Raw genomic sequence first — 25,840 nt, forward strand, 5'->3', positions numbered from 1 at the left:
CGCGCGAACCCGCGGCGTTTGGTCGCAGGTGCGGCGGGTACACCGCGCGCCATGCCTTCTCTGTGGACCGACGGCCGGCTGGAGAACCCCACTCCCGCAGGGGTGATCGACGACGTGAACACCGCCGACGTCGTGGTGGTCGGCGCCGGGATCACGGGCCTGACCACGGCGGCGCTGCTCGCCCGGGCCGGCAAGAAGGTCGTCGTGGTCGAGGCCCGCCACGTCGGCGCTGCCACCACCGGCAACACCACCGGCAAGGTCAGCGCGCTGCAGGGCAGCAAGCTGGCGAACATCGCCCAGAAGCACGGCGCCGACCGGCTGCGCGCCTACGTCACCGGCAACACCGAAGGCCGGGAGTGGCTGCTGCGGCACTGCGACGAGCACGGGCTGAGCTATCAGCGCGAGGACGACCATGCCTACGCCCAGAACGAGAAGGGCCTGAGCACGGCACGCAGCGTGCTCTCGGCATGCAAAGAGGCCGGCCTGGACGCGCAGTGGGTCGACGAGGCCGACGTGCCGTTCCCGTTCGCCGGCGGCGTGCGGCTGCGAGAACAGGCGCAATTCGACCCGATCCCGTACCTGTCCAGCCTGGTCGCCGAACTCGAGAAGCACGGCGGCACCCTCCTGCAGGGCGTGCGCGCCACCACGGTGTCGGGCACCGGCCCGCTGCGGGTGAGCCTGCGCCGCACCGCCGAGGCCCAGGACACCCGCGACGCCCAGCACACCGTCACCGCGCAGCGCGTGGTGCTGGCCACCGGAACGCCGGTGCTCGACCGCGGCTTCTTCTTCGCGCGGATGGAGGCCAAACGCTCCTACTGCCTGGCTTTCGACGTCCCGGGCGACATCACCCGGTCGATGTACCTGTCGGTGGACTCGCCGACCCGCTCGGTGCGCTATGCGCCGACCCCGACGGGCGACAAGCTGATCGTCGGCGGCGCCGGCCACACCGTCGGGCGGGCCGACCACCCGAAGAACGCCGTCACCGAACTGGCGCGCTGGGCGGCGCTCCACTACCCCGGCGCGGTGCAGACCCACTACTGGTCGGCGCAGGACTACCACCCCATCGACGAACTGCCCTATGTCGGCCCCCTACTGCCCAAGTTCGAGAACCTGCTCGTGGCAACGGGATTCGACAAGTGGGGGATGACCAACGGGGTTGCCGCGGCCTTGGCGCTGTCGTCCCGGATCCTCGGCGGCCGGATGGACTGGGCGGCGGCGTTCGCCAGCTGGAGCCCACACGAACTCAGCGGCATCCCGACCGCGCTCCAGCTCAACATGCAGGTCGGACTGCACCTGGCCAAGGGCTGGGTGGCCCCGCTGACCGCATCCGGCGAACCCGAGGAGGGCCAGGGCATCGTCAGCGGCGCGCCCTGGCGGATGACGGCCACCAGCGTCGTCGACGGGGTGACCCGCACGGTGTCCCCGGTGTGCCCGCATCTGGGCGGCGTCGTCACCTGGAACGACTCCGACCTGGCGTGGGAGTGCCCGCTGCACGGCTCCCGGTTCGCACCCGACGGCGCGCTGATCGAGGGCCCCGCGACCCGCGGTCTGACCCCGTCCCAGTAGCTCAGCGGCGCAGGCTGTCCGACGGGTTCACCCCGTAGGCCTGCCGGTACAAACCGGCGAAGCGCCCGGTGTGGGCGAATCCCCACCGCGCGGCGACGATCCCGACCGTCGTACTCGCGGGATCCGACCGCAGCAGCTCGCGGTGCGCGTGATCCATCCGCACCCGGCGCAGGTACTCCATCGGCGTCATGTCCAGGTGCTTGCGGAACATGTACTGCAGCGCCCGCGGGGTGACATGGATACTCTCGGCGATGTCGACCAGCGTCACGTCGCGCTCGGCGCTGTCGTCGATGAAAGCCACAGCGCGGCGCAACAATTCGGGCTTCGCATCGGCCCGGTCGGTGGCCGTCGGCGCCACGACCGCGTTGCTGGGCAGGGTCGACAACACGACCGCGGCGAGCATCGACGCGGTGGTCGAGGCGACCAGCGGGGTCGGCGGCTCGTCTGCCTTCGCGACGCTGCGGACGTAGTCGATGGTGCGGCTCAGCCGGCGCTGCGCGGCGGCCGACACCGGACGGTGACCGGTCAGCCGCACACCGTCGGCGGGCCGCGCCGAGGACGCGACGCGGTCGAGCAGCGTCGTGTCGAACATCGTCAGGTCGTAGCCGGCCCTGCACACCCGACCCGAGTACGGCAGTTCCGGCGGCGACAACAGCGCGACGTCGCCGGGGGCGAACACGTCCGGCGAGTCGCCGATGAAGTTCTCCTCGATGTGACCGTATTGCACCCGGCACAAGCAGACCCGCCCCAGCGGGGCCGCGTCGTAGGACATCGTGAAATCGAGACGGAGTTCGTCGACGTTGACCGGACCCACCCACCGGCGCTCGACATGAGCCGACGCCGTTTCGCCGGCGTCCGCGCCGATCGACATCTTGGTGTACGCGCGTACCAGGAAATCCTCGGTCGCCGCGAGATCCGTGCTGTGGAAAACCAGATCCTCATTCGGAGCATCACTGCTGGTCATGAAGCCTCCCGCCAGGTACAGCGGTGCCGCGGGGCCAATGGCTTCGCCCCCTTGCCGGCGCCCACTTTACCGGGCGGACCGACGCAGTGCCCAAACACGGCGGGCCGTGGCTTTGCTGTGGAATGCTGAGCGCCATGGTGGCGCGGTGAGCACCGACAAGGTCCGCGTGGTGGTCGGCGACGACCACCCGATGTTCCGCGACGGGGTGGTGCGGGCGCTGCAGTCCAGCGGGTCGATCGACGTCGTGGCCGAGGCCGACGACGGGCCGGCCGCGCTGGCGGCGATCCGCGAGCACCGGCCGCAGGTCGCGCTGCTCGACTACCGGATGCCGGGCATGGACGGCGCCGCCGTCGCCGCGGCGGTGACGCGCGACGACCTGCCGACGCGGGTGCTGCTGATCTCCGCGCACGACGAGTCCGCGATCGTCTACCGCGCGCTGCAGGACGGGGCGGCCGGATTCCTGCCCAAGGAGTCGACGCGCGGGGAGCTGGTGAATGCCGTGCTGGACTGCGCGAAGGGACGCGACGTGATCGCGCCGAGCCTGGCCGCGGGGCTGGCCGGTGAGATCCGCCGCCGCGCCGAGCCCGACGCCCCGGTGCTCAGCCCGCGCGAACGCGAGGTGCTGGTACTCATCGCGAAAGGAAGCAGCATCCCGGCGATGGCCAAGGAGTTGTTCCTCGCCCCGTCGACGGTGAAGACCCACGTGCAGCGGCTCTACGAGAAGCTCGGGGTCAGCGACCGGGGCGCCGTTGTCGCCGAGGCGATGCGCCGCAAGCTGCTGGACTGACGTGGATCTCCTGCGCACCTGCCGCGACTATCTGGCCGCCGAACCCGTGCGCGTCTCCGCGGTGCTGCGCCTGCCGCTGATCGCGCTGATCGGCGTGCTGGTGTGGATCTGGGAGGTCGACCACTGGCTGCCGCAGCTCTACGCGGGGATCCTGGGCTGCTACGCCGTGGCCGCGGTGGTGTGGCTGCTCGCGGTGCTGCGGGGGCCGGTGCCGCGCTGGGCCGACTGGGCGTCGACGATCGCCGATCTGGCGGTGATCATCGCGCTGTGCCTGGTCAGCGGCGGGGCGACGGCGGCGCTGCTGCCGGTGTTCTTCCTGCTGCCCATCTCGGTGGCGTTCCAGGATCGGCCCACGCTGACCGCGATCATCGGCGCTGTCACCGCCGGCGGCTACCTGACGGTGTGGATCTTCTACTCCAAGCGCGACGACAAGGTCGGCCTGCCGAACATGGTGTACACCCACTTCGGGTTCATGGTGTGGATGGCGGTCGCGACGACGGCGCTGAGCTTCGTGCTGGCGCGGCGCGCGTCCCGGCTGCGGGCTCTGCAGGAGGTGCGCCGCCAGCTGGTCTCCGAGGCCATGCAGTCCGACGAGCGGCACAACCGCGAGATCGCCGAGCATCTGCACGACGGTCCGCTGCAGACGCTGCTCGCCGCGCGGATGGAGCTCGAGGAGGCCCGTGAGCGGCACCCCGACCCGGCGCTCGACCTCGTCTACACCGCGCTGCAGGAGACCGCGAGCGGGCTGCGCTCCACCGTGACCGAACTGCACCCGCAGGTGCTGGCGCAACTGGGCCTGACCGCCGGCATCCGGGAGTTGTTGCGGCAGTTCCAGATTCGCTACGACGTCGAGGTGGTGGCCGAGCTCGAGGAGGTCGGCAAGCCGGCGTCGCAGTCCCTGCTGTACCGGGCGGCACGCGAGTTGCTCACCAACGTCGGCAAGCACGCCGGCGCCACGACGGTGACCGTCGACCTGATGCGCCGCGGCGACCGGGTCATCCTGACCGTCGGCGACGACGGCCGCGGCTTCGATCCGGACATCGTCGGCACGTCGCTGGCTGCAGGCCACATCGGGCTGGGGTCGCTGCTGGCCCGGTTCGACGCGATGGGCGGGTCGATGGACGTCGACTCCGAACCCGGGCGCGGCACCGTCGTCACCGCGACGTCGCCGCCCGAGCAGTGAGTCACACGTATGCACGTTGTACAGAGGAAACGCGAGTGACCTCGTCCAGAACGTGCGGACGTGGGTCCAGTGGGGTCAGACCTTCGCCGTCTCCGACAGCGCCGCGTTGATCGCGTCGACGCGGTCCTTCGCGTCGCCGAACAGCATCTGGGTGTTCTCCCGGAAGAACAGCGGGTTCTGCACGCCGGCGTAACCCGAGGCCATCGACCGCTTGAACACGATCACGTTGTCGGCGTTCCACACCGTCAGCACCGGCATGCCGGCGATCGGGCTGGACGGGTCCTCCGACGCGGCCGGGTTGACGGTGTCGTTCGCGCCTATCACCAGGACGACGCTGGTGCCGTCGAAGTCGTCGTTGATCTCGTCCATCTCGAGCACGATGTCGTAGGGCACCTTGGCCTCGGCCAGCAGCACGTTCATGTGCCCGGGCAGCCGGCCCGCGACCGGGTGGATGCCGAAGCGCACCTCGATGCCCCGGTCGCGCAGCTTGCGGGTCAGTTCGGCGACCCCGTACTGCGCCTGCGCGACGGCCATCCCGTAACCGGGGGTGATGATCACCGAGCTCGCCGACGCGAGCAGTTCGGCCGCACCGTCGGCCGTGATCTCGCGGTGCTCGCCGTAGTCCTTGTCCTCGGCGGGGCCCGCTTCGATGCCGAACCCGCCGGCGATGACCGAGATGAACGACCGGTTCATCGCCTTGCACATGATGTAGGACAGGTACGCACCCGAAGATCCCACCAGCGCGCCGGTGATGATCAGCAGGTCGTTGCCCAGCAGGAAGCCCGACGCCGCCGCGGCCCAGCCCGAATAGCTGTTGAGCATCGACACCACGACGGGCATGTCGCCGCCGCCGATCGAGGCCACCAGGTGCCAGCCGAGCAGCAGCGCCAGCACCGTGACGACCACGAGCAGCCACAGCTGCGGGTCGATGACGAACCACACGGTCAGCGCGACGAACACCACCAGCGCGCCGACATTGAGGACGTTCTTGCCGGGCAGCATCATCGGCGCGGACTTGATGCGCGCCGAGAGCTTCAGGTTGGCGACGATCGATCCGGTGAACGTGACCGCGCCGATGAACACGCCGATGACGACCTCGGCGGAGTGGATCCCGAGCATGCCCTCGCGGCCCAGTTGCAGCGCCTCGGCGCCGCCGGCGTCGCGCTCGACGTGCAGGTAGCCGTTCCAGCCGACCAGCACCGCGGCCAGGCCGACGAAGCTGTGCAGCAGCGCGATCAGCTCCGGCATGCCCGTCATCTCGACGACCTTCGCGCGCCACAGCCCGATCGCGGCGCCGATCGCCATCGCGACGACCAGCAGCGCCAGACCGAGCGGCTCGATGTGGCGGGCCAGCGCCAGCGCGATCGTCGCGATCAGCGCGACGGCCATGCCGGCGATGCCGAACGAGTTGCCGGCGCGCGACGTCTCGTGTTTGGACAGCCCGGCCAGCGCCAGGATGAACAGCAGCGCGGCGACGACGTACGCCGCGGTGGCGGCGGTCTCCAAGGTCAACATGGTCCTAGCTCCTCGAGAACATGGCCAGCATGCGGCGGGTCACCGCGAAGCCGCCGAAGACGTTGATGCTGGCCAGCAGGATCGCTAGGCCGGCCACCGCGGTGATGACGGGATTTCCATGCCCGATCTGCAGCAGCGCACCGACGACGATGATCCCGGAGATCGCGTTCGTCACCGACATCAGCGGGGTGTGCAGCGCGTGGTGCACGTTGCCGATCACGTAGTAGCCGATCACGATCGCCAGCGCGAACACCGTCAGGTGCACCTGTAGCGCGGCGGGGGACAGCGCGATCAGCGCGAACAGCACCGCCGCGGCGGCGAACGCCGTGCCGAGCCGGCGACCCGTCGACATCGGCGTCTTCGCCGGCTTCTGTGCGACCGGTCCGGCTGCCGCCGCGGCCGCGGGTGCGGCCGAGACCTGCACGGGCGGCGGCGGCCAGGTGATCTCGCCGTCGCGCACGACGGTCACCGACCGCTGCACGACGTCATCGAAATCGAGGGTGAGCTGGCCGTCCTTCTCGGGGGTCACCAGCTTGAGCAGGTTCACCAGGTTGGTGCCGTACAGCTGCGACGCCGTCGACGGCAGTCGGCCGGCCAGGTCGGTGTAGCCGATGATCGTGACGCCGTTGTCGGTGACGACGGTCTGGTCCTTGACGGTTCCCTCGACGTTGCCGCCGTTGGCCGCGGCCATGTCGACGATCACGCTTCCCGGCTTCATCGAGGCCACCATCTCGGCGGTGATGATGCGCGGCGCGGGCCGGCCGGGAATCAGCGCGGTGGTGATGATGATGTCGACGTCCTTGGCCTGCTCGGCGTAGAGCTGGGCTTCGCGGGCCTTGTAGTCGTCACCCATCTCCTTGGCGTAGCCGGTGGCCGACACCTCGGCCGCCGCGGGATCGACGGCCAGGTATTCGCCCCCCAGCGACTTCACCTGATCGGCGACCTCGGGGCGGGGGTCGGTGGCCCGCACGATGGCGCCCAGACTGCCGGCCGCGCCGATCGCGGCCAGGCCGGCCACGCCGGCGCCGACGACCAGCACCTTGGCCGGCGGCACCTTGCCCGCCGCGGTCACCTGTCCGGTGAAGAACCGGCCGAAGCGGTGCGCGGCCTCGACCACGGCGCGGTAGCCGGCGATGTTGGCCATCGACGACAGCACGTCCAGCGACTGCGCCCGCGAGATCCGGGGCACCGCATCCATCGCGAGCACCGTGATCGGGCGGCCGGACAGCTTCTCGAGCAGTTCCGGCTTGAGAGCCGGCGAGATCAGGCTGACCAGGGTCGCGCCGTCGCGCAGCAGGGCGATCTCATAGTCGTTCGGCGCGTTGACCTTGAGCACCACGTCGGCCTGCCACGGATCGCCGATCTCGGCGCCGGCCTCGGCGAACGCCTCATCGGAGAAACTCGACGCAGCGCCGGCGCCGGACTCCACCGCCACCTGGTAGCCCAGCTTGAGCAGCTGGGTGACCGTCTGCGGAGTCGCCGCGACGCGGGTCTCTCCGGGCAAGGACTCTCTCGGTATCCCGATGATCATCGATGTCGATCCGATCTAGGCTTCGCGCACGAATCTGCGGAAGGGCCCCGGCGGCGTGCCGGGCACTTCGACGCTGCTCGTCGTTGGACGTGGAGGATGACAGTCTAAAGACGCCACGCGCACGACTCACAATCCGATCAGCTATCTCCCCCGCATGGGGGAGGGCGCCGGACGAAGTTCAACTCAGGCTGAGCGCAGCTCTATGCCCGCCATGACGGATCCGTCAATGTCTGCCGGTGTCCGTTTTCGTCGACATCGCGACCGAGGACGCCGCTACCGCGGCGCCCGGCCCTGACGCGCGACCCCGCGGCGCCCGGTGGCGCCGCCGGCTGACCCGCGCCGCCCTGCCGCTGCTGTCGGTCGTCGTGTTCGGCGCCGTGTGGCAGGCGGCGGCCGCCAGCGGGATCTGGAACCAGACGTTCGTGCCCTACCCGGCCACGGTGTGGCGGGCCTTCGTCGACGTCTCCACCACCCACGACGGCGTCCGCGGCTACGCCGGATACCTGCTGTGGGAGCACCTCTACATGACGCTGCGCCGCGTGCTGGCCGGCGTGGTCATCGGCGTGGCGATCGGCGTCGCGCTCGGACTCGTCATGGGATCGGTCGGCTGGCTGCGCAGCGTGCTCGAACCGTGGCTGACGTTCCTGCGGGCGCTGCCGCCGCTGGCCTACTTCTTCCTTCTGGTGATCTGGCTGGGCATCGACGAGGCCCCCAAGATCACGCTGCTGGCGCTGGCCGCGCTGCCGCCGGCCGCGGTGGCCACCACCGCCGCCGTGGTCGCCGCGCCCGTCGGGCTGCAGGAGGCCGCCCGCGCGCTGGGCGCGTCACGGCGCCAGGTCATCCGCGACGTCGTCGTCCCGTCGGCGCTGCCGGAGACGTTCACCGGGATCCGGCTGGCCGTCGGTATGGCCTATTCGTCGGTAGTGGCCGCCGAACTGTTCAACGGCATTCCCGGCATCGGCGGTCTGGTCAAGGACGCCAGCAACTACAACAACACCCCCGTCGTGCTGGTCGGCATCTTCGCCATCGGCGTCTCGGGTCTGGTGATCGACGGCCTGTTGCGGTCGGTCGAGCGCCGGGCCGTCCCCTGGAGAGGAAAGATATGAAACGCAAGTCCCTGATCGTCGCACTGGTCGCGGCCGTGCTGGCGCTGGCGGGGTGCTCGGTCGACAACTCCGGGCAGCAGGCCGACAAGCCGACCATCCGCATCGGTTACCAGAGCTTCCCCAGCGGCGATCTGATCGTCAAGAACAACAAGTGGCTCGAAGAGGCGCTGCCCGACTGGAACATCAAGTGGACGAAGTTCGACTCCGGCGCCGACGTCAACACCGCGTTCATCGCCAAGGAACTCGACTTCGGCGCACTCGGGTCCAGCCCGGTGGCGCGGGGGCTCTCAGCGCCGCTGAACATTCCCTACAAGGTGGCCTTCGTGCTCGACGTCGCGGGCGACAACGAGGCCCTGGTGGCCCGCAACGGCAGCGGCATCGACACCATCGGGCAGCTGCGGGGCAAGCGCATCGGCACGCCGTTCGCGTCCACCGCGCACTACAGTCTGCTCGCAGCGCTGAACCAGAACGGCCTGTCGCCCAACGATGTTCAGCTCGTCGACCTGCAGCCCCAGGCGATCCTGGCGGCCTGGGAGCGCGGTGACATCGATGCCGCCTACACGTGGCTGCCGACGCTGGACCAGCTGCGCACCTCGGGCAAGGACCTGATCACCAGCCGGCAGCTGGCCAAGGACGGCAAGCCGACGCTCGACCTCGGTGCGGTCGCCGACGACTTCGCCGCGCAGCACCCCGAGGTGGTCGACATCTGGCGTCAGCAGGAAGCGCGCGCGCTCACGCTGATCCAGAAGGATCCCGCGGCCGCGTCCTCGGCGATCGCCGCCGAGATCGGGCTGAGTGCCGACGAGGTCGCCGGCCAGCTCAAGCAGGGCGTGTACCTGACCCCCGAGCAAGTGGCGTCGCCGGAATGGCTTGGCTCCGAGGGTAAACCGGGCAACATCACGGTGAACCTGCAGAGCGCGTCGGAGTTCCTCGCCGAGCAGAAGCAGATCCCGGCCGCGGCGCCGCTGCAGACGTTCCAGGACGCGATCTACACCAAGGGTCTGCCGGGTGTCCTCGCGCAGTGACGCGGCGATCCGGATCGCGTCGGTCTCCCACCGGTACGGCAGCGGACGCGACGAGGTCACCGCGCTGGGACCCGTCGACCTGACGGTCGACCCGGGGTCGTTCCTGGTGCTCGTCGGCGCGTCCGGCTGCGGCAAGAGCACGCTGCTGCGGTTGCTCGCCGGTTTCGAGGCGCCCAGTCAGGGATCGGTCGAAATCGCCGGTGCCGCACCGACTCCCGGCGTGACCGCCGGGGTGGTGTTCCAGCAGCCGCGGCTGTTCCCATGGCGGACGGTCGGTGGGAACGTCGAGTTGGCGCTGAAGTACGCCAGGGTGCCGCGGGACCGACGGGCCGAGCGTCGCGACGAGCTCCTCGACCGGGTCGGGTTGTCGGGCACCGCACATCGGCGCATCTGGGAGATCAGCGGCGGCCAGCAGCAGCGCGTCGCGATTGCGCGGGCGCTGGCCGCCGAGACGCCGCTGTTCCTGCTCGACGAGCCGTTCGCCGCGCTCGACGCGCTGACCCGGGAGCGCCTGCAGGAGGACGTCCGTCAGGTCAGCGCGGAATCGGGGCGCACCACGGTGTTCGTCACGCACAGCGCCGACGAGGCGGCTTTTCTCGGTTCCCGGATCGTCGTGCTGACCCGTCGCCCCGGACAGGTCGCGCTGGACATTCCGGTGGACCTGCCCCGCACCGGCGTCGACCCCGACGAGTTGCGTCGCTCGCCGGAGTACGGCGAGTTGCGCGCGGAGGTCGGCCGGGCCGTCAAAGCCGCCGCGGCCTGAGTTCTCGAGCCGGCGTATCTCGAAACGGCACCGATCCCGCATCGACATCGACCGGGCCGGTGCGCCCCGCGCCCCGCGGGCCGCACGATGTCGAGGTGAGCATGGTGGTGGAGCGCGGATTGGCCCGGTGCCCGCGGTGTGTCTCGATGGCGGACTACGTCTTCATCGAGGGCGAACCCGACGGGATGCGCTACGAGGTGCGCTGCCGCAAATGCGGGGAGCGCTACGAGGAGGACCTGCGGCCGGTGGAGCCCGGGAAGCAACTCGCGCTCATCGAGCCGCCGATCCTGTGGCCGCCCGACCATGAACCTGTGCCGCCGAGGGACTGGCGCGCGGAGATCCGCGGGCACGTCTCAGTGGTGGTGCAGAGAAGCCGCGCCGAACTCGACGAAATGGTGCGGCGCACGCGCACTTTGGCGCCCAAACGTCGGTTCGGGCGCCAGATGGCCGATCAGACCGGCGGGTAGGAGGGTGGCGGGTACACCCCGCGCAGGATCCACGCGAACCAGTTGATGCCGTACTCGACTTCGTCGCTTGCGTCGTAATCGGGATTGGGGTCCACCGCGATACCTCTCCGTCGGCCGTGCACGCTGGCTCTGCAGGAAGTCTAGACCGGCCGGGGCCGCGGTCACAGGGCAACGACCTAGACTGAACCAACCAGTTAGTGGATCGTGGACCCACCGGTCCGTTCTAGAGTGAGTCACCATGTCTGAGACCGCTGTGCCGACCGGGCCGAGCAACGGTATGTCCCGCCGCGAGGAACTGCTGGCCGTGGCCACCAAGCTCTTCGCCGCGCGCGGCTACCACGGCACCCGGATGGACGACGTCGCCGATGCGGTCGGGCTCAACAAGGCGACGGTCTACCACTACTACGCGAGCAAGTCGCTGATCCTGTACGACATCTACAAGGGCGCGGCCGACTTCACCGTCGACGCGCTGCACGACGACCCGTCGGCGTCGGCGCGCGAGACGATCTACCACTTCACCCGGCGCCTGCTGGTCGGCATCTCCAGCGACATCGAGCGCGCGGCCGTCTACTTCCAGGAAGCCCCCTACATCACGGAGTGGTTCACCGAGGAGCAGGTGGCCTACATCCGGGAGAAGGAAACCCAGGTCTACGAGCACGTCCGCGACGTGATCGACCGCGGCATCGCCAGCGGCGAGTTCTACGAGTGCGACTCCCACGTGCTCGCCCTCGGCTACATCGGGATGACGCTGGGGTCCTACCGCTGGCTGCGTCCGCACGGCCGCCGCACGGCCCAGGAGATCGCCGTCGAGTTCAGCACCGCGCTGCTGCGCGGGCTGATCCGCGACGAGGCGGTGCGCCACGATTCCCCGCTCGGCGCCGACCAGGCCGACGCCCGCTCGGGCGGCTAGCCGACCTCGCGCCACGGGTCGCGCAGGAACCCGGTCAGCACGTCGGCCATCGCGGGAATGGCGCCGTGGGCGATCACCTCGAAGCCGTGAGTGCTCAGCGTCGGCAGGCACAGCAGCCCGGCCTGCGGGGTGAGCGCCCCCGCCTTGGCGTGCGAGGCGTCGGACTCGAACGCGCCGAGCACCGCGGCCTGCGGGGCCAGGCCCAGCTCGTCGGCCATGTCCATCAGCCGGTCGGCCACGGACTTGTCGTAGACGCACAGCGCGTCGCTGTAGGCGACGATCGGGCCGCCCGCAACCTGTGTGCCGTATTCGGGTTCGGTGGGTCCCACCTCGAGGGCCAGGGTCAGCTCGCCCGGCAGGGTGCGGCTGGCGTACCCACCGCCAATGCCGCCGATCTCCTCGTTGGTGGTGCACACGAAGTACACGTCGCCCGGCGGCGTGGCACCGCCGCGCAGGTCACGGGCGCAGCACAGCAGCGCGGTGAGCGCGGCACGGTCGTCGAGGAAGTAGCAGCCGAGGTAGTCGTTGCCGACGTCGACGAGCGTGCGCCTGCTGCGGTCGACGCACACGCGGGTGCCCGGCGCGACGCCGGCGTGGCGCAGTTCGGTGCCGGTCAGTCCGGTGAAGACGTAGACGTCGGGCCAGTCCAGCGCCTTGTCGCCCTGGTCGGGTTTGGTCCGCCAGATGCGGGGGCTCTCCTGGGTGGTGTGCTCGGAGCCGAGCGCCAGCATGCCGCACACCGTTGTGTGCTGCCCGAGCACGGCCACCGGTCCGAGGCCGAAGTTGCCCGGGTACATCGTGCCCAGCGGCGTCAGGTGCAGGGTGCCGTCGGCGTCGATGCGCTTGACCAGCATCGACAGCTCGTCCATGTGCGCCATCACGCGCACCGCGGGCGCGTCGCCGCCCCGCAGCACGCCGATCACGTTGCCGGCCGGATCGGTCCACGCCTCGTCGACCTCGGGCCGCAGTTCGCGCAGGCACACGTCGCGGACCGCGTCCTCCTGCCCACACGGTCCGTAGGCGAACAGCAGTTCCTGGAGCAGCGGTCGGTAGACGGTCACACCTGTAGCAATTGCCGATGCGGTGATCGGCAAACGGGCGGGTACCCGACGGGCCGTGACGATCCGCATCGGCACCTCCGGGTGGTCGTACAACCACTGGGTGGGCGTCCTCTACGAGCGGGGGCTGGCCCCGGGGCGGCGGCTGGAGCGCTACGCCGCCGAGTTCGACACCGTCGAGCTGAACGGCAGCTTCTACCGGTGGCCGCCGGACGCCTGGTTCGAGCGCTGGCGCGATCAGCTGCCGCCGGGCTTCCTGATGACGGTCAAGGCGGCCCGCGGCCTCACCCATGCCCGCCGGCTGAGCTCGCCGGAGGTCTGGGTCGAGCGCCTGCACCGCGGCTGGAGCGCGCTCGGCGACCGGGCCGGGCCACTGCTGGTGCAGCTGCCACCCACGATGGAACGCGATGACGCACGGCTCGACCACTTCCTCGACGTGATGCCCCCGGCCATCCCGGTGGCGGTGGAGTTCCGGCACCCCTCCTGGAACGACCCCGGCGCCTTCGCCGTTCTGGAGCGCCACGGGGCCGCGTACGTGGTGATGAGCGGTGCGGGGTTGCCGTGCCTGCTGACGGCGACGGCCCGGTTCGTCTACGTGCGGCTGCACGGACCCGATCCCGGTGCGCTCTACGGCGGGTCGTACAGCCCCGACGACCTGCGGTGGTGGGCCGACCGGATCCGCGAGTGGGACGGGCAGGGCCGCGACGTGCTGGTGTACTTCAACAACGATCTCGGCGGCAACGCCGTGCGCAACGCCAGGGATCTGCGCACCGAACTGGCCGGCTGAGGTTTGGCACTTCCGTGAGGCGGGTACGCCCAGCCGCCATGAGGGCACCACGCATCGTCACTGCCGTGCACGCGTTCCTGCGCGCGGGATATCCCGCTGCCGCGCCGCGCCAGGGGTACGTCGCCGCGCTGGCGCTGCTGCCCCCGTCGTCGACGGTCGCCGCGCGCTGACGTCGCCGCACCACCCGGCGAAACCGCTACTGGCACAGTCGAATCCGTCACCCTGCACGCTGCGCACGACCGAGGGCGAGATGCAACCGGTGCCCAGCGGGATGATCGTCGGGAGGGCATGGCCACGACCGCGTGAGGCGCCGGCGGGAGTCGCTATGCTCAGCCGATGCCGTTGGTGAGCAAGACAGTCGAGGTCGCAGCGCCCGCAGAGTCGATCATGGCGATCGTCGCCGACTTCGAGAGCTACCCGCTGTGGAACGAGGAGATCAAGGGCTGCTGGATCCTCGCCCGCTACGACGATGGACGGCCGAGCCAGCTGCGGCTCGACGTCGTGGTGCAGGGTCAGGCGGGCACGTTCATCACCGCGGTCTACTACCCCGGCGAGAATCAGATCTACACGGTGCTGCAGCAGGGCGACCACTTCGACAAGCAGGAGCAGAAGTTCTCGGTGGTCGGGCTCGGCGTCACGTCACTGCTGACCGTCGATCTCGACGTGGAGACCAAGCTGGCGCTGCCCAAACCGATGGTCAAGAAGGCCATCGGCGACACGCTGGACTACCTCGCCGACAACCTCAAGACCCGCGCCGAGCAGCTCGCGGCCGGCTAGCCCACAGTCCGACCTGTTCCAGGTAGCCGAGCAGACGCGACAGCCCGTCGGCGAACTGGTCCTCGGTCAGATCGACCACCGTCGCGGTGTCGCGGCGCCGCAGCGCGGCGATCAGCCGGTCGTGGCTGGCAACCGCTTCGGCACCCCAGGTCCGGTCGGAGGCGAACAGCTGCGGCGGCAGATACCGGGTGGCGTGCAACAGGAACCAGGCCAGCTTGATCCGCCCCGAGGCGCGGTTGAACGTGCGGTGGAAGGCGAACTCCGCGGCCGCGATCGCGTCGGGATCCTGCCGCTCGACCGCGGCCGCCATCGCCGCGTTGAGCACCTCGAGTTCGTCGATCTGCTCGTCGGTGATGCGCCGCGCGGTCGTCGCGGCGAGCTCCTGGGCGATTGTCGACTGGAGCCAGAAGATGTCCTCGATGTCGTTGCGGGACAACGGAACCACCCGGTGCCCACGGTGCGGCTCGAGCTCGACCATGCCTTCGCCGCGCAGCGTGCGCAGCGCCTCTCGGATCGGTGTGATGCTCACACCGAGGCGGGCCGCGGTCTCGTCGAGGCGGATGAAGGTGTTGGGGCGCAGCACCCCGGTCATGATCTCGGTGCGCAGGCGGGCGGCGACCTCGTCGGAGAGCTGTTCGCGGCGCACCGCGCCGGCGGGTCGTGCTCCGGCGGGAGCGATCATCGCGGTGCCGCCCTTCAGATGTGACGGCGGGTTGTCCCGACGCCGCCTGGCCCATAGTGTGACCGAGGCAACATCATGTTTGATCAAATATCATCCTCGCGCAACTCACAGTGACGGAGCGGACGACGGTGACATCGACGAGCGTGCCGGAGCAGCCCTACCTGGCCCGCAGGCAGAACTGGGCCAATCAGCTGACCCGGCACGCGCTGATGCAGCCCGAAGCGACCGCACTGCGGTTCCTCGGCGCGACCACCACCTGGGCCGAGTTGGACCGCCGGGTCAGCGCGCTGGCCGGGGCGCTGCACCGGCGGGGCGTCGGATTCGGCGACCGGGTGCTGATCCTGATGCTCAACCGTCCGGAGTTCATCGAGTCGACGCTGGCGGTCAACAAACTCGGCGGGATCGCCGTGCCGGTCAACTTCCGGATGACCCCGCCTGAGATCGCGTTCCTGGTGTCGGACTGCCAGGCCGCGGTCGTCGTCACCGAGCCCGTGCTGGCCGGGGTCGCCACCGCCGTGCGGGACCTCGACGCCACGCTCGACACGGTGATCGTCGCCGCCGGCGCCACCGAGGACGGGGTGTTGGGCTACGAGGACCTTCTGGCCGAGAACGCGCCGTGCCCGCCGGTGGACATCCCCGACGATTCGCCCGCGTTGATCATGTACACCTCCGGCACCACCGGGCGTCCCAAGGGCGCGGTGCTCACCCACAACAACCTGGCCGGTCAGGCGCTGACGCACCTGTTCACCAACGGCGCCGACATCAACCACGACATCGGGTTCGTCGGGGTGCCGCTCTTCCACATCGCCGGGATCGGCAACACGATCTTCGGCCTCCTGCTCGGCCGGCCCACGGTGATCTACCCGCTCGGCGCGTTCGATCCCGGGGAACTGCTCGACGTGCTGGCGGCCGAGAAGGTGACGGGCATCTTCCTGGTGCCCGCACAGTGGCAGGCGGTGTGCGCCGCCCAGCGCGCCGAGCCCCGGGACCTCAGACTGCGGGTGCTGTCCTGGGGTGCCGCGCCGGCGTCGGACACGCTGCTGCGCGAGATGGCCGACACGTTCCCCGGCGCCCAGATCCTGGCCGCCTTCGGGCAGACGGAGATGTCGCCGGTGACCTGCATGCTGTTGGGCGAGGACGCGCTGCGCAAACTCGGTTCGGTCGGCAAGGTGATCCCGACGGTGTCGGCGCGCATCGTCGACGACGAGATGAACGACGTGCCGGTGGGGCAGGTCGGCGAGATCGTCTACCGGGCGCCGACGCTGATGGCCGGCTACTGGAACAACCCCGCGGCGACGGCGGAGGCCTTCGCGGGCGGCTGGTTCCATTCCGGCGACCTCGTCCGGCAGGACGACGAGGGTTACATCTGGGTCGTCGACCGTAAGAAGGACATGATCATCTCGGGCGGCGAGAACATCTACTGCGCGGAAGTGGAGAACGTCCTCGCCGCCCATCCGGACATCGTCGAGGTCGCGGTGATCGGCCGCAGCCACGAGAAGTGGGGCGAGGTCCCGGTTGCTGTGGTCGTTGCCCGGAGTTCGCTGAGAACATCCGGTGAGGTCGGTTTGACGCTGGCCGATCTCGACGAATTCCTGACCGAGCGGCTCGCCCGGTACAAGCACCCCAAGGCCCTCGAAATCGTCGAGGCGCTGCCCAGGAATCCGGCGGGCAAGGTGCTCAAGACCGAACTGCGCGCGCGCTTCGCCGCCGGCGACCAGATTGACGCTCGCGAAAGTTCCACTCGGACAACGGTTTCGGCCGGGCCGCAGCCAGGTTAGCCGGAAGGGGATCATTTGCTAACGGTTGAGGGGCTAATCCCGCGGATGCGGTACGGGCGGTCCGTGGGATCGGGTACAGTCCTGTGGTCCGTCTTACTACCAACCGGTAGGGAGGCGGGGCTCACACGGTTGGGGTTGGGGCTGGAAAGGGGCGTGCGTCAGGTGCTGCCGGTGCGCTACACCAGCGACGGATTAGTCGCGAGAGGTCTGCGGTGACCACCACTTCCAACCTGACGGGCTACGTGCGCGATCAGGTCAGACCGGCGCTGGTAGCGGTCGGTGGCTTCGTGCGCATGTGCGTGCTGGTCGGCAAGGCCCTGCTGCGGCCGCCGTTCCAGTGGCGCGAGTTCATCCTGCAGAGCTGGTTCCTGCTGCGGGTCGCCTTCCTGCCCACCGTCGCGGTGTCCATCCCGCTGACCGTGCTGCTGATCTTCACCCTCAACATCCTGCTGACCGAGTTCGGCGCGGCCGATATCTCCGGCGCCGGCGCGGCGCTGGGCGCGGTCACCCAGCTGGGTCCGCTGGTGACGGTGCTCGTCGTCGCCGGCGCCGGCTCCACCGCCATCTGCGCCGACCTAGGCGCCCGCACCATCCGCGAGGAGATCGACGCGCTCGAGGTGCTGGGCATCGACCCCATCCACCGGCTGGTCGTGCCCCGCGTGATCGCCTCGACGTTCGTCGCGATGCTGCTCAACGGCGCGGTCATCACCATCGGCCTGGTCGGCGGCTTCATCTTCGGCGTCTACCTGCAGAACGTGTCGGCCGGCGCCTACGTCTCCACCCTCACCCTGGTCACCGGCCTGCCGGAGGTGGTCATCTCCCTGGTCAAGGCCCTGACCTTCGGCCTGATCGCCGGCCTGGTCGGCTGCTACCGCGGTCTGACGTGCGCCGGCGGCGCCAAGGGTGTGGGCACCGCGGTGAACGAGACCCTGGTGCTGTGCGTCATCGCGCTGTTCGCTGTCAACGTCGTGCTGACCACCATCGGCGTCAAATTCGGAACAGGGAGCTGACATGTCGACTGCTGCCGTTCTGCGGTCCCGCTTTCCCCGCGGCGTCGCTGCCGCCCAGAAGGTGGCCGGCGCGCCCGGTCGCGGCCTGGACTCGATGGGTCACATCGCCTGGTTCGTCGTCACCGCGGTCGGGTCCATCGGGCATGCGGTGCGCTACTACCGCAAGGAGATGCTGCGCCTGGTCGCCGAGATCGGCATGGGCACCGGTGCGATGGCCGTCATCGGCGGCACCGTGGCAATCGTCGGCTTCGTCACGCTGTCGGGTTCGTCGCTGGTCGCGATCCAGGGCTTCGCCTCGCTGGGCAACATCGGCGTCGAGGCGTTCACCGGCTTCTTCGCCGCACTGATCAACGTGCGCATCGCCGCACCGGTGGTCGCGGGGCAGGCGCTGGCGGCCACCGTGGGCGCCGGCGCGACCGCCGAGTTGGGCGCCATGCGGATCAGCGAGGAGATCGACGCCCTGGAGGTGATGGGCATCAAGTCCATCTCCTACCTGGTGTCCACGCGCATCGTGGCGGGCTTCGTCGTGATCATCCCGCTCTACGCGATGGCCATCATCATGAGCTTCCTGTCGGCGCAGGTCACGACGACACTGATCTACGGGCAGTCGACCGGCACCTACGAGCACTACTTCCGCACGTTCCTGCGGCCGGACGACGTGTTCTGGTCGTTCGTTCAGGCGGTGATCATCTCGGTGATCGTCATGCTCAACCACTGCTATTACGGCTTCTACGCCAGCGGCGGCCCGGTCGGTGTCGGGGAGGCCGTCGGCCGCTCGATGCGGGCCTCGCTGATCGCGATCGTGTGTGTGGTCCTGTTCGCCTCGTTGGCGCTCTACGGCGTCGACCCGAACTTCAACCTGACGGTGTAGCGATGACCGCCCCCGTCAACGACAAGCGGCAGCCGCCGTACAAGCTCGCGGGTCTCGTCCTCGCGCTCGCGACGATCGTCGTGCTGGTGCTGGTGTTCCTTCAGTTCCGCGGCGACTTCCTGCCGCGCACGCAGCTGACGATGATGGCCGCGCGCTCCGGTCTGTCGATGGACCCGGGCGCGAAGGTGACCTACAACGGGGTGGAGATCGGCCGGGTCGGCGAGGTCGAGCAGGTCACCGTCGGCGGTGAACCGCGCGCCAAGATCGTCCTCGAGGTCAATCCGAAGTACATGGATCTCATCCCGCAGAACGTCAACGCCGACATCAGCGCCACCACGGTGTTCGGCAACAAGTACGTGTCGTTCTCGTCGCCGCCGAAGCCGTCGCCGCAGCGGATCACCGGCTCCGACGTCATCGACGTGACGAAGGTGACCACCGAGTTCAACACGCTGTTCGAGACCGTCGTGTCGGTCGCCGGTCAGGTCGACCCGATCAAGCTGAACCAGACGCTGACCGCGACGGCCCAGGCCCTCGACGGCCTCGGCGACCGGTTCGGGCAGTCGATCGTCAACGGCAACCAGATCCTCGACGACGTCAACCCGCGGCTGCCGCAGCTGCGCCGCGACAACCAGCTGCTCGCCGACCTGGCCGACGTCTACGCCGACGCCTCCCCCGATCTGTTCGACGGCCTGCAGAACGCGGTGACCACCGCGCGCACCCTCAACGAGCAGCAGGGCAACGTCGACCAGGCGCTGATGGCGGCCGTCGGCTTCGGCAACACCGGCGGCGACATCTTCGAGCGTGGCGGGCCCTACCTGCAGCGCGGCCTGAAGGATCTGGTGCCCACCTCCGCGTTGCTCGACGAGTACAGCCCCGCGCTGTTCTGCACGATCCGCAACTACCACGACGTCGAACCCAAGATCGCGGCGTCGTTGGGCGGCAACGGCTACTCGCTGCGCACCCACTCCGAACTGCTGGGGCTCGGCACGGCCAACGCCTACGTCTATCCCGACAACCTGCCGCGGGTGAACGCCAAGGGTGGACCCGAGGGCCGCCCGGGCTGCTGGCAGCCGATCACCCGTGACCTGTGGCCGGCGCCGTACCTGGTGATGGACACCGGGGCGTCGATCGCCCCGTACAACCACCTGGAACTGGGCCAGCCGATCCTCACCGAGTACGTCTGGGGACGCCAAGTCGGGGAGAACACGATCAACCCATGAAAATCACCGGAACCGCGATCAAGCTGGGCGCCTTCTCTCTGGTGCTGCTGCTGTTCACCGCGATCATCATCGTGGTGTTCGGTCAGATGCGCTTCGACCGCACCACCAGCTACTCGGCGATCTTCACCAACACCAGCGGGCTGCGCTCCGGGCAGTTCGTCCGCGCCTCCGGGGTCGAGGTCGGCAAGGTCAAGAGCGTGAAGGTGATCGACGGCGGCTCCAAGGCGCGGGTCGATTTCGACGTCGACCGCTCGCTGGAGCTGTTCGACGAGACGACGGCCTCCGTGCGGTACCTCAACCTGATCGGGGATCGCTACCTGGAGCTCAAGCGCGGCGACAGCAACAAGAAGCTGCCCGCGGGCGGCACCATCCCGGTCGAACGTACCGAGCCGGCGCTCGACCTCGATGCGCTGATCGGTGGCTTCCGTCCGGTGTTCCAGTCGCTGGATCCGGACAAGGTCAACACGATCGCGCAGTCGATCGTCACGGTGTTCCAGGGACAGGGCGGCACGATCAATGACATCCTGGACCAGACTGCGTCACTGACCTCGGCCCTGGCCGACCGCGACCAGGCCATCGGCGAGGTGGTCAACAACCTCAACACCGTGCTGGCCACCGTCGTCAAGCATCAGCAGCAGTTCGACGACACCGTCAAGAACTTCGAGACGCTGATCACCGGGCTGAAGAACCGCGCCGATCCGATCGCGTCGTCGGTCGCCGACATCAGCGACGCCGCGGGCACGATCGCCGACCTGCTGGCCGACAACCGGCCGCTGCTGCAACAGACCATCAGCAAGCTCGAGGTGGTCCAGCAACCGCTGGTGGACCAGAAGGATCAGCTCAATGACCTGCTCGTCCGGCTTCCGACCGCGTTGAAGATCATCGGCCGTGCCGGCGGCGTCTACGGTGACTTCTTCAACTTCTACGCCTGCGACGTGACGCTCAAGCTCAACGGGCTGCAGCCCGGCGGGCCGGTGCGCACGGTCAAGGTGTGGAGTCAGCCCTCGGGTAGGTGCACGCCGAAATGAGAACCCTCGAGGGATCCAACCGTGTCCGCGGCGGGTTGATGGGCATCATCCTGCTGGTGGTCGTCATCGGGGTGGGGCAGAGCTTCACCAGCGTGCCGATGCTGTTCGCCACGCCCACCTACTACGCCGAGTTCTCCGATACCGGCGGCATCAACACCGGCGACAAGGTCCGTATCGCGGGCGTCGACGTCGGCCTGGTGCGGTCGACGGAGATCTCCGGCGACAAGGTCGTGATCGGCTACGGGCTGGGCGGCACCCAGATCGGCACCAAGAGCCGGGCCGCGATCCGCACCGACACCATCCTGGGCCGGCGCAACATCGAGATCGAGCCGCGCGGCGATGACCCGTTGCGCGCCAACGGCACACTGCCGCTGGGCCAGACCTCGACGCCGTACCAGATCTACGACGCGTTCTTCGACCTGAGCAACTCCGCGTCGGGCTGGGACACCAACACTGTCAAGGAATCGCTCAACGTCCTGTCGCAGACCATCGACCAGACCTATCCGCACCTCAGCGCGGCGCTCGACGGGGTGGCCCGGTTCTCCGACACCATCGGCAAGCGCGACGACCAGATCAAGGCGCTGCTGGCCAACGCCAACCGGGTGGCCGGTGTGCTCGGCAACCGCAGCGAGCAGATCAACCAGCTGTTCGTCAACGCGCAGACCCTGCTGGCGGCGGTCAACGAACGCAACTACGCGGTGAGCCAGCTGCTCGAACGCGTCGACAAGTTCTCCGCCCAGGTCAAGGGGTTCATCGACGACAACCCCAACCTGAACCGCACCCTCGAGCAGCTGCGCACGATCAGCGACGTGCTCAACGAGCGCAAGTTCGACCTCGTCGACGTGCTGACCACGCTGTCGAAGTTCACCGCGTCGCTGGGTGAGGCGATCGCGTCCGGTCCCTTCTTCAAGGTGATGCTCGTCAACCTGGCGCCGTACTGGATCCTGCAGCCGTTCGTCGACGCCGCGTTCAAGAAGCGCGGCATCAACCCGGAGGAGTTCTGGCGCAACGCCGGCCTGCCCGCGTTCCGGTTCCCCGATCCCAACGGCACCGGCTTCACCAACGGCGCACCGCCGCCGGCACCCACGCCGCTCGAGGGCACCCCGGACAATCCGGGTCCGGCCGTCGTGCCCGGCTCGCCGTGCTCGTACACCCCGCCCGCGGACGGGCTGCCCCGGCCCGGGAACCCGCTGCCGTGCGCGGGACTGTCGGTCGGCCCCTACGGCGACAACCCGTACGGCCCGAACTACGAGGGTCAGGGCCCCAATGTCGCGACGTCGGCGCCGAATCCGACCGGGCCGCTGCCCGGACCGGGTGTGCCGGCCGCCGCGATCCCGGGTCAGCTCTCGCCGAACGTGCCGGGTGCGATGCCGCCGTTGCCGCCGGCCCCGCCCGGTGCGCGGACGGTTCCGCTCGCACCGCAGCCCTCGGCGCCTGATTTCACCCCGGGTATCGCGCCGCTGCCGCCGGCGCTGACCGGTCCGCCGCCGCCGCCCGGACCGGGTCCGCAGCTGCCGCCGGCCGATTCGGCTCCGCTGCCGGGTAATCCACCGTTCCTCCCGCCGGGTTCACAAGGTTAAGGGGGGAGAGCCAGATGTCGACGATCTTCAACGTGCGAAACCTCAAGCTGCCCGGCGTGTCCCGGGCGGCCCTGGTGGTCGGCACGATCGTGCTGATCGGTGCGATCGTGGCCGCGTTCGTGGGCTGGAAGGCCTATCAGCGGTTGACCACCAACACCGTCACCGCCTACTTCACCCAGACCCTGGCGCTGTACCCCGGGGACAAGGTGCAGATCATGGGCGTGCAGGTCGGAAAGATCGAGAAGATCGAACCCGACGGCGACAAGATGAAGGTGACGTTCAACTACGACAAGAAGTACAAGGTCCCGGCCAACGCCACCGCGTCACCGGTATCGCCCGCAGNCAGATGTCGACGATCTTCAACGTGCGAAACCTCAAGCTGCCCGGCGTGTCCCGGGCGGCCCTGGTGGTCGGCACGATCGTGCTGATCGGTGCGATCGTGGCCGCGTTCGTGGGCTGGAAGGCCTATCAGCGGTTGACCACCAACACCGTCACCGCCTACTTCACCCAGACTCTGGCGCTGTACCCCGGGGACAAGGTGCAGATCATGGGCGTGCAGGTCGGAAAGATCGAGAAGATCGAACCCGACGGCGACAAGATGAAGGTGACGTTCAACTACGACAAGAAGTACAAGGTCCCGGCCAACGCCACCGCGTCGATCCTCAACCCGAGCCTGGTCGCGTCGCGCACCGTCCAGCTGGCCCCGCCCTACACCGGCGGACCGGTGATGGANGGTCCCGGCCAACGCCACCGCGTCGATCCTCAACCCGAGCCTGGTCGCGTCGCGCACCGTCCAGCTGGCCCCGCCCTACACCGGCGGACCGGTGATGGAGAACGGTGCGGTCATCAACCTGGACCGCACCCAGGTGCCGGTCGAGTACGACGACCTGCGCGATTCGCTGGACCGGTTGCTCACCGACCTCGGGCCCACGCCCGAGCAGCCCAAGGGCCCCTTCGGTGACATCATCGAGTCCGCCGCCGACGGGTTCGCCGGCAAGGGTGAGCAGCTGAACAAGACGCTCAAGGGTCTGTCCGAAGCGCTGTACGCGCTCAACGAGGGCCGCGGCGACCTCTTCAGCGTCGTCAAGAGCCTCGCGCTGTTCGTCAACGCTCTCTACAAGAGCGACCAGCAGTTCGTGGCGCTGAACAACGACCTGGCGAAGTTCACCAACGCGTTCACCAACACCGACCGCGAGGTCGCCGACGCGTTGCAGGATCTCAACCAGTTGCTCTCCACCACAAGGGATTTCATCGGCAAGAACGGCGAGGTGCTGACGCACGACATCAACAACCTGGCCGACGTCACCAACGCGATCCTGCAGCCCGAGCCGCGTGACGGCCTGGAGACCGGCCTGCACGTGTTCCCGAACCTGGGCGCGAACGTCGTCAACATCTCCGCGCCGAACGCGGGCGGCATCGTCGGTCTGCCGGTGATCAACAACTTCGCCAACCCGATGCAGTTCATCTGCAGCGCGATCCAGGCGGGCAGCCGGCTGGGCTACCAGGAGTCCTCGGAGCTGTGCGCGCAGTACCTGGGCCCGATCCTCGACGCCATCAAGTTCAACTACCTGCCGTTCGGCGCCAACCAGCTGCATCCGGCGATGACGCTGCCCAAGCAGATCGCGTACTCCGAGCCACGGCTGCAGCCGCCGCCGGGATACAAGGACACCACCGTGCCGGGCATCTTCTCGCGGGACACGTTGTTCTCGCACGGCAACCACGAACCCGGCTGGGTGGTCGCGCCCGGCATGCAGGGTGTCGACGTGCAGCCGTTCACCCAGAACATGCTGACCCCGGAGTCGTTGTCCGAGTTGATGGGCGGACCCGACATCGTGGCCCCGCCCGCGCCTCCGGCGTTCGGCGTGAACAACGGCAGGCTGCCCGGCCCGCCGAACGCGTACAGCGAGAACACCCCGTTGCCGCCGCCGTGGTACCCCCAGCCGGGGCCGCCGCCGGGTCCGGCACCGGGCGTCGTCCCGGGCGATCCGCTCGGCGCGATCGCACCGGCCGCACCGCCGGCCGCGTCCGCGCCGGCACCCGCGGCGCCGTCGGGTCCGTTGTTGCCGGCTGAGGCGGGAGGCCGACCGTGAGAAGCATCGCGACATTCGGGCGACGGGCGGTCGCGCTCGGGGCGGCCGCCGTGGTCCTGACCTCGTGCGGCTCGTGGAAGGGCATCGCGAACGTGCCGCTGCCGGGTGGCCCCGGCACCGGTCCCGACCACACGACGATCTACGTGCAGATGCCGGACACGTTGGCGCTCAACGTGAACAGCCGGGTGCGGGTCTCCGACGTCTACGTCGGACGGGTCCGCTCCATCGAGCTGAAGAACTGGGTCGCGACGCTGACGCTGGATCTGGACAAGTCCGTCCAGTTGCCGGTCAACACGCTGGCCAAGATCGGCCAGACCAGCCTGCTGGGCTCCCAGCACGTCCAGCTCGACCCGCCGCCGGACCCGTCACCGCAGAAGCTGAAGACCGGCGACACCATCCCGCTGAAGAACGCCTCGGCGTTCCCCACCACGGAGCGGGTGCTGGCCAGCATCGCCTCGATCCTGACCGGTGGTGGGGTGTCGAACCTGGAGACCATCCAGTCCGAGATCTTCAACGTCCTCAACGGCCGGTCCGACCAGATCCGCGATTTCCTGGGCAAGCTGGACACGTTCACCAACGAGCTGAACCAGCAGCGCGACGACATCACCCGGGCGATCGACTCGACCAACCGGCTGCTGTCGATCGTCGAGCAGCGCAACGACACGCTCGATCAGGTGCTGACCGAGTTCCCGCCGCTGATCAAGCATTTCGCCGACACCCGCGATCTGTTCGCCGACGCCGTGCAGGCGCTGGGCCGGATCAGCAACGCGGCCGACGATGCGCTCTCGCCCGCCAGCGGGGACCTCAACACCAACCTGCAGAACCTGCAGCGGCCCCTGCGCGAACTCGGCAAGGCCGGGCCGTACACGCTCGGGGCGCTCAAGCTGCTGTTCACCGCGCCGTTCAGCATCGAGAACGTACCGAAGGTGGTGCGCGGTGACTACATCAACGTCTCGCTGCTGGTGGACCTGACGCTGTCGGCCATCGACAACGGCTTCCTGAGCGGCACCGGTGTCTCGGGCATGCTGCGGGCACTGGAACAGTCGTGGGGCCGCGACCCGAACACGATGATCCCGGATGTGCGGTTCACACCGAACCCGCACGACGTGCCGGGTGGACCGCTGGTGGAAAGGGGTGAGTGA

Annotated in this window: 25 protein-coding genes and 2 pseudogenes; 21 read left to right on the forward strand and 6 right to left on the reverse strand. The window is 69.1% G+C overall.

Annotation, left to right across the window (positions count from 1 at the left end):
• The first annotated feature begins 51 nt into the window (after nucleotides 1-51).
• Nucleotides 52-1,566, forward strand: coding sequence for an FAD-dependent oxidoreductase (locus MCHLDSM_RS25760; RefSeq protein ID WP_048472572.1), 1,515 nt, complete (start codon nucleotides 52-54; stop codon nucleotides 1,564-1,566).
• A 1-nt stretch (nucleotide 1,567) separates the two neighbouring features.
• Here MCHLDSM_RS25760 and MCHLDSM_RS25765 read toward each other — a convergent pair whose 3' ends face one another.
• Nucleotides 1,568-2,530: a helix-turn-helix transcriptional regulator gene (locus tag MCHLDSM_RS25765; RefSeq protein WP_048472573.1), complete on the reverse strand. Its 963-nt coding sequence runs from the start codon at nucleotides 2,528-2,530 to the stop codon at nucleotides 1,568-1,570.
• A gap of 145 nt (nucleotides 2,531-2,675) precedes the next feature.
• Here MCHLDSM_RS25765 and MCHLDSM_RS25770 point away from each other — a divergent pair, with 145 nt between their 5' ends.
• Together MCHLDSM_RS25770 and MCHLDSM_RS25775 are read left to right on the forward strand one after the other, a co-directional pair.
• The gene (locus MCHLDSM_RS25770) at nucleotides 2,676-3,317 is read left to right on the forward strand and encodes a response regulator (RefSeq protein WP_082169070.1); all 642 of its coding nucleotides are present in this window, start codon (nucleotides 2,676-2,678) and stop codon (nucleotides 3,315-3,317) included.
• 1 nt (nucleotide 3,318) lies between these two features.
• A complete protein-coding gene (locus MCHLDSM_RS25775; protein WP_109788934.1) occupies nucleotides 3,319-4,500 on the forward strand; it encodes a sensor histidine kinase in 1,182 nt (393 codons plus the stop codon).
• A gap of 75 nt (nucleotides 4,501-4,575) precedes the next feature.
• Here the strand turns inward: MCHLDSM_RS25775 and pntB are convergent, their stop codons facing one another.
• Together pntB and MCHLDSM_RS25785 are read right to left on the reverse strand one after the other, a co-directional pair.
• Nucleotides 4,576-6,015, reverse strand: a complete 1,440-nt coding sequence (gene pntB / locus MCHLDSM_RS25780) for a Re/Si-specific NAD(P)(+) transhydrogenase subunit beta (protein ID WP_048472574.1) — start codon at nucleotides 6,013-6,015, stop codon at nucleotides 4,576-4,578.
• 4 nt (nucleotides 6,016-6,019) lie between these two features.
• On the reverse strand, nucleotides 6,020-7,546 hold the full coding sequence (locus MCHLDSM_RS25785) for a Re/Si-specific NAD(P)(+) transhydrogenase subunit alpha (RefSeq protein ID WP_048472575.1): 1,527 nt from the start codon (nucleotides 7,544-7,546) through the stop codon (nucleotides 6,020-6,022).
• A gap of 236 nt (nucleotides 7,547-7,782) precedes the next feature.
• On the opposite strand from MCHLDSM_RS25785, the gene MCHLDSM_RS25790 reads away from it, so the two are divergent.
• From MCHLDSM_RS25790 to MCHLDSM_RS25805, 4 genes are all read left to right on the forward strand, one after another.
• Nucleotides 7,783-8,652 carry an ABC transporter permease gene (locus MCHLDSM_RS25790; RefSeq protein WP_048472576.1) on the forward strand — a complete coding sequence of 290 codons (870 nt, stop codon included), beginning with the start codon at nucleotides 7,783-7,785 and terminating at the stop codon, nucleotides 8,650-8,652.
• On the forward strand, nucleotides 8,649-9,677 hold the full coding sequence (locus MCHLDSM_RS25795; protein ID WP_048472577.1) for a taurine ABC transporter substrate-binding protein: 1,029 nt from the start codon (nucleotides 8,649-8,651) through the stop codon (nucleotides 9,675-9,677). The genes MCHLDSM_RS25790 and MCHLDSM_RS25795 overlap by 4 nt, the downstream gene beginning before the upstream one ends.
• The gene (locus MCHLDSM_RS25800; protein ID WP_048472578.1) at nucleotides 9,661-10,440 is read left to right on the forward strand and encodes an ABC transporter ATP-binding protein; all 780 of its coding nucleotides are present in this window, start codon (nucleotides 9,661-9,663) and stop codon (nucleotides 10,438-10,440) included. Before MCHLDSM_RS25795 ends, MCHLDSM_RS25800 begins: the two co-directional genes overlap by 17 nt.
• 101 nt (nucleotides 10,441-10,541) lie before the next feature.
• On the forward strand, nucleotides 10,542-10,907 hold the full coding sequence (locus MCHLDSM_RS25805; RefSeq protein ID WP_048472985.1) for a hypothetical protein: 366 nt from the start codon (nucleotides 10,542-10,544) through the stop codon (nucleotides 10,905-10,907).
• On the opposite strand, the pseudogene MCHLDSM_RS38815 reads toward MCHLDSM_RS25805, so the two are convergent.
• A pseudogene (locus MCHLDSM_RS38815) lies at nucleotides 10,892-10,999 on the reverse strand (CAP domain-containing protein); the annotation flags it as partial. The gene MCHLDSM_RS25805 and the pseudogene MCHLDSM_RS38815 sit on opposite strands and share 16 nt — an antisense overlap.
• A 146-nt stretch (nucleotides 11,000-11,145) precedes the next feature.
• Between MCHLDSM_RS38815 and MCHLDSM_RS25810 the strand changes: the two are divergent.
• Nucleotides 11,146-11,817 (forward strand): TetR/AcrR family transcriptional regulator, encoded by a 672-nt coding sequence (locus MCHLDSM_RS25810; protein ID WP_048420525.1) that lies wholly within the window; start codon nucleotides 11,146-11,148, stop codon nucleotides 11,815-11,817.
• Here MCHLDSM_RS25810 and MCHLDSM_RS25815 read toward each other — a convergent pair.
• The gene (locus tag MCHLDSM_RS25815; RefSeq protein WP_234714186.1) at nucleotides 11,814-12,878 is read right to left on the reverse strand and encodes a peptidase M42; all 1,065 of its coding nucleotides are present in this window, start codon (nucleotides 12,876-12,878) and stop codon (nucleotides 11,814-11,816) included. The genes MCHLDSM_RS25810 and MCHLDSM_RS25815 overlap by 4 nt on opposite strands.
• Nucleotides 12,879-12,933: 55 nt before the next feature.
• On the opposite strand from MCHLDSM_RS25815, the gene MCHLDSM_RS25820 reads away from it, so the two are divergent.
• The 3 genes from MCHLDSM_RS25820 to MCHLDSM_RS25825 all read left to right on the forward strand — a co-directional run bounded on the left by MCHLDSM_RS25820 (nucleotide 12,934) and on the right by MCHLDSM_RS25825 (nucleotide 14,439).
• Complete coding sequence (locus MCHLDSM_RS25820; protein ID WP_048472579.1) at nucleotides 12,934-13,662, forward strand: DUF72 domain-containing protein; 729 nt, start codon at nucleotides 12,934-12,936, stop codon at nucleotides 13,660-13,662.
• Between the two features lie 38 nt (nucleotides 13,663-13,700).
• Complete coding sequence (locus MCHLDSM_RS37855; protein ID WP_130374965.1) at nucleotides 13,701-13,832, forward strand: DUF3349 domain-containing protein; 132 nt, start codon at nucleotides 13,701-13,703, stop codon at nucleotides 13,830-13,832.
• A gap of 166 nt (nucleotides 13,833-13,998) precedes the next feature.
• Nucleotides 13,999-14,439 carry an SRPBCC family protein gene (locus MCHLDSM_RS25825; RefSeq protein ID WP_048420528.1) on the forward strand — a complete coding sequence of 147 codons (441 nt, stop codon included), beginning with the start codon at nucleotides 13,999-14,001 and terminating at the stop codon, nucleotides 14,437-14,439.
• Here MCHLDSM_RS25825 and MCHLDSM_RS25830 read toward each other — a convergent pair.
• Complete coding sequence (locus MCHLDSM_RS25830) at nucleotides 14,405-15,121, reverse strand: GntR family transcriptional regulator (RefSeq protein WP_048472580.1); 717 nt, start codon at nucleotides 15,119-15,121, stop codon at nucleotides 14,405-14,407. The two genes, MCHLDSM_RS25825 and MCHLDSM_RS25830, sit on opposite strands and share 35 nt — an antisense overlap.
• Before the next feature lie 128 nt (nucleotides 15,122-15,249).
• On the opposite strand from MCHLDSM_RS25830, the gene fadD5 reads away from it, so the two are divergent.
• The 10 genes and pseudogenes from fadD5 to MCHLDSM_RS25875 all read left to right on the forward strand — a co-directional run bounded on the left by fadD5 (nucleotide 15,250) and on the right by MCHLDSM_RS25875 (nucleotide 25,840).
• A complete protein-coding gene (gene fadD5 / locus MCHLDSM_RS25835) occupies nucleotides 15,250-16,899 on the forward strand; it encodes a fatty-acid--CoA ligase FadD5 (RefSeq protein ID WP_048472987.1) in 1,650 nt (549 codons plus the stop codon).
• A gap of 212 nt (nucleotides 16,900-17,111) precedes the next feature.
• Entirely contained in the window at nucleotides 17,112-17,909 is a 798-nt protein-coding gene (locus MCHLDSM_RS25840; protein ID WP_048472581.1) for an MlaE family ABC transporter permease, read from the forward strand.
• 1 nt (nucleotide 17,910) lies between these two features.
• Nucleotides 17,911-18,780 (forward strand): ABC transporter permease, encoded by an 870-nt coding sequence (locus tag MCHLDSM_RS25845; protein WP_048472582.1) that lies wholly within the window; start codon nucleotides 17,911-17,913, stop codon nucleotides 18,778-18,780.
• A gap of 2 nt (nucleotides 18,781-18,782) precedes the next feature.
• Nucleotides 18,783-20,000, forward strand: coding sequence for an MCE family protein (locus MCHLDSM_RS25850; RefSeq protein ID WP_048472583.1), 1,218 nt, complete (start codon nucleotides 18,783-18,785; stop codon nucleotides 19,998-20,000).
• Nucleotides 19,997-21,028: a virulence factor Mce family protein gene (locus MCHLDSM_RS25855; protein ID WP_048472584.1), complete on the forward strand. Its 1,032-nt coding sequence runs from the start codon at nucleotides 19,997-19,999 to the stop codon at nucleotides 21,026-21,028. The genes MCHLDSM_RS25850 and MCHLDSM_RS25855 overlap by 4 nt, the downstream gene beginning before the upstream one ends.
• Nucleotides 21,025-22,608 carry a virulence factor Mce family protein gene (locus MCHLDSM_RS25860; RefSeq protein ID WP_048472585.1) on the forward strand — a complete coding sequence of 528 codons (1,584 nt, stop codon included), beginning with the start codon at nucleotides 21,025-21,027 and terminating at the stop codon, nucleotides 22,606-22,608. The genes MCHLDSM_RS25855 and MCHLDSM_RS25860 overlap by 4 nt, the downstream gene beginning before the upstream one ends.
• Nucleotides 22,609-22,622: 14 nt before the next feature.
• Nucleotides 22,623-22,950, forward strand: a 328-nt coding sequence (locus tag MCHLDSM_RS25865; protein WP_131722698.1) for an MlaD family protein, incomplete at its 3' end; no start/stop codon positions are given.
• 4 nt (nucleotides 22,951-22,954) lie between these two features.
• Nucleotides 22,955-23,340: MlaD family protein (locus MCHLDSM_RS39790; protein ID WP_156455082.1), on the forward strand; the 386-nt coding region annotated here is incomplete at its 3' end.
• Nucleotide 23,341: 1 nt separating this feature from the next.
• A pseudogene (locus MCHLDSM_RS25870) lies at nucleotides 23,342-24,698 on the forward strand (MCE family protein); the annotation flags it as partial.
• Complete coding sequence (locus MCHLDSM_RS25875) at nucleotides 24,695-25,840, forward strand: virulence factor Mce family protein (protein WP_048472587.1); 1,146 nt, start codon at nucleotides 24,695-24,697, stop codon at nucleotides 25,838-25,840. The pseudogene MCHLDSM_RS25870 and the gene MCHLDSM_RS25875, both read left to right, overlap by 4 nt.

This window comes from Mycolicibacterium chlorophenolicum (genome assembly GCF_001044235.1).
GTDB classification, from domain to species: Bacteria; Actinomycetota; Actinomycetes; order Mycobacteriales; family Mycobacteriaceae; genus Mycobacterium; species Mycobacterium chlorophenolicum.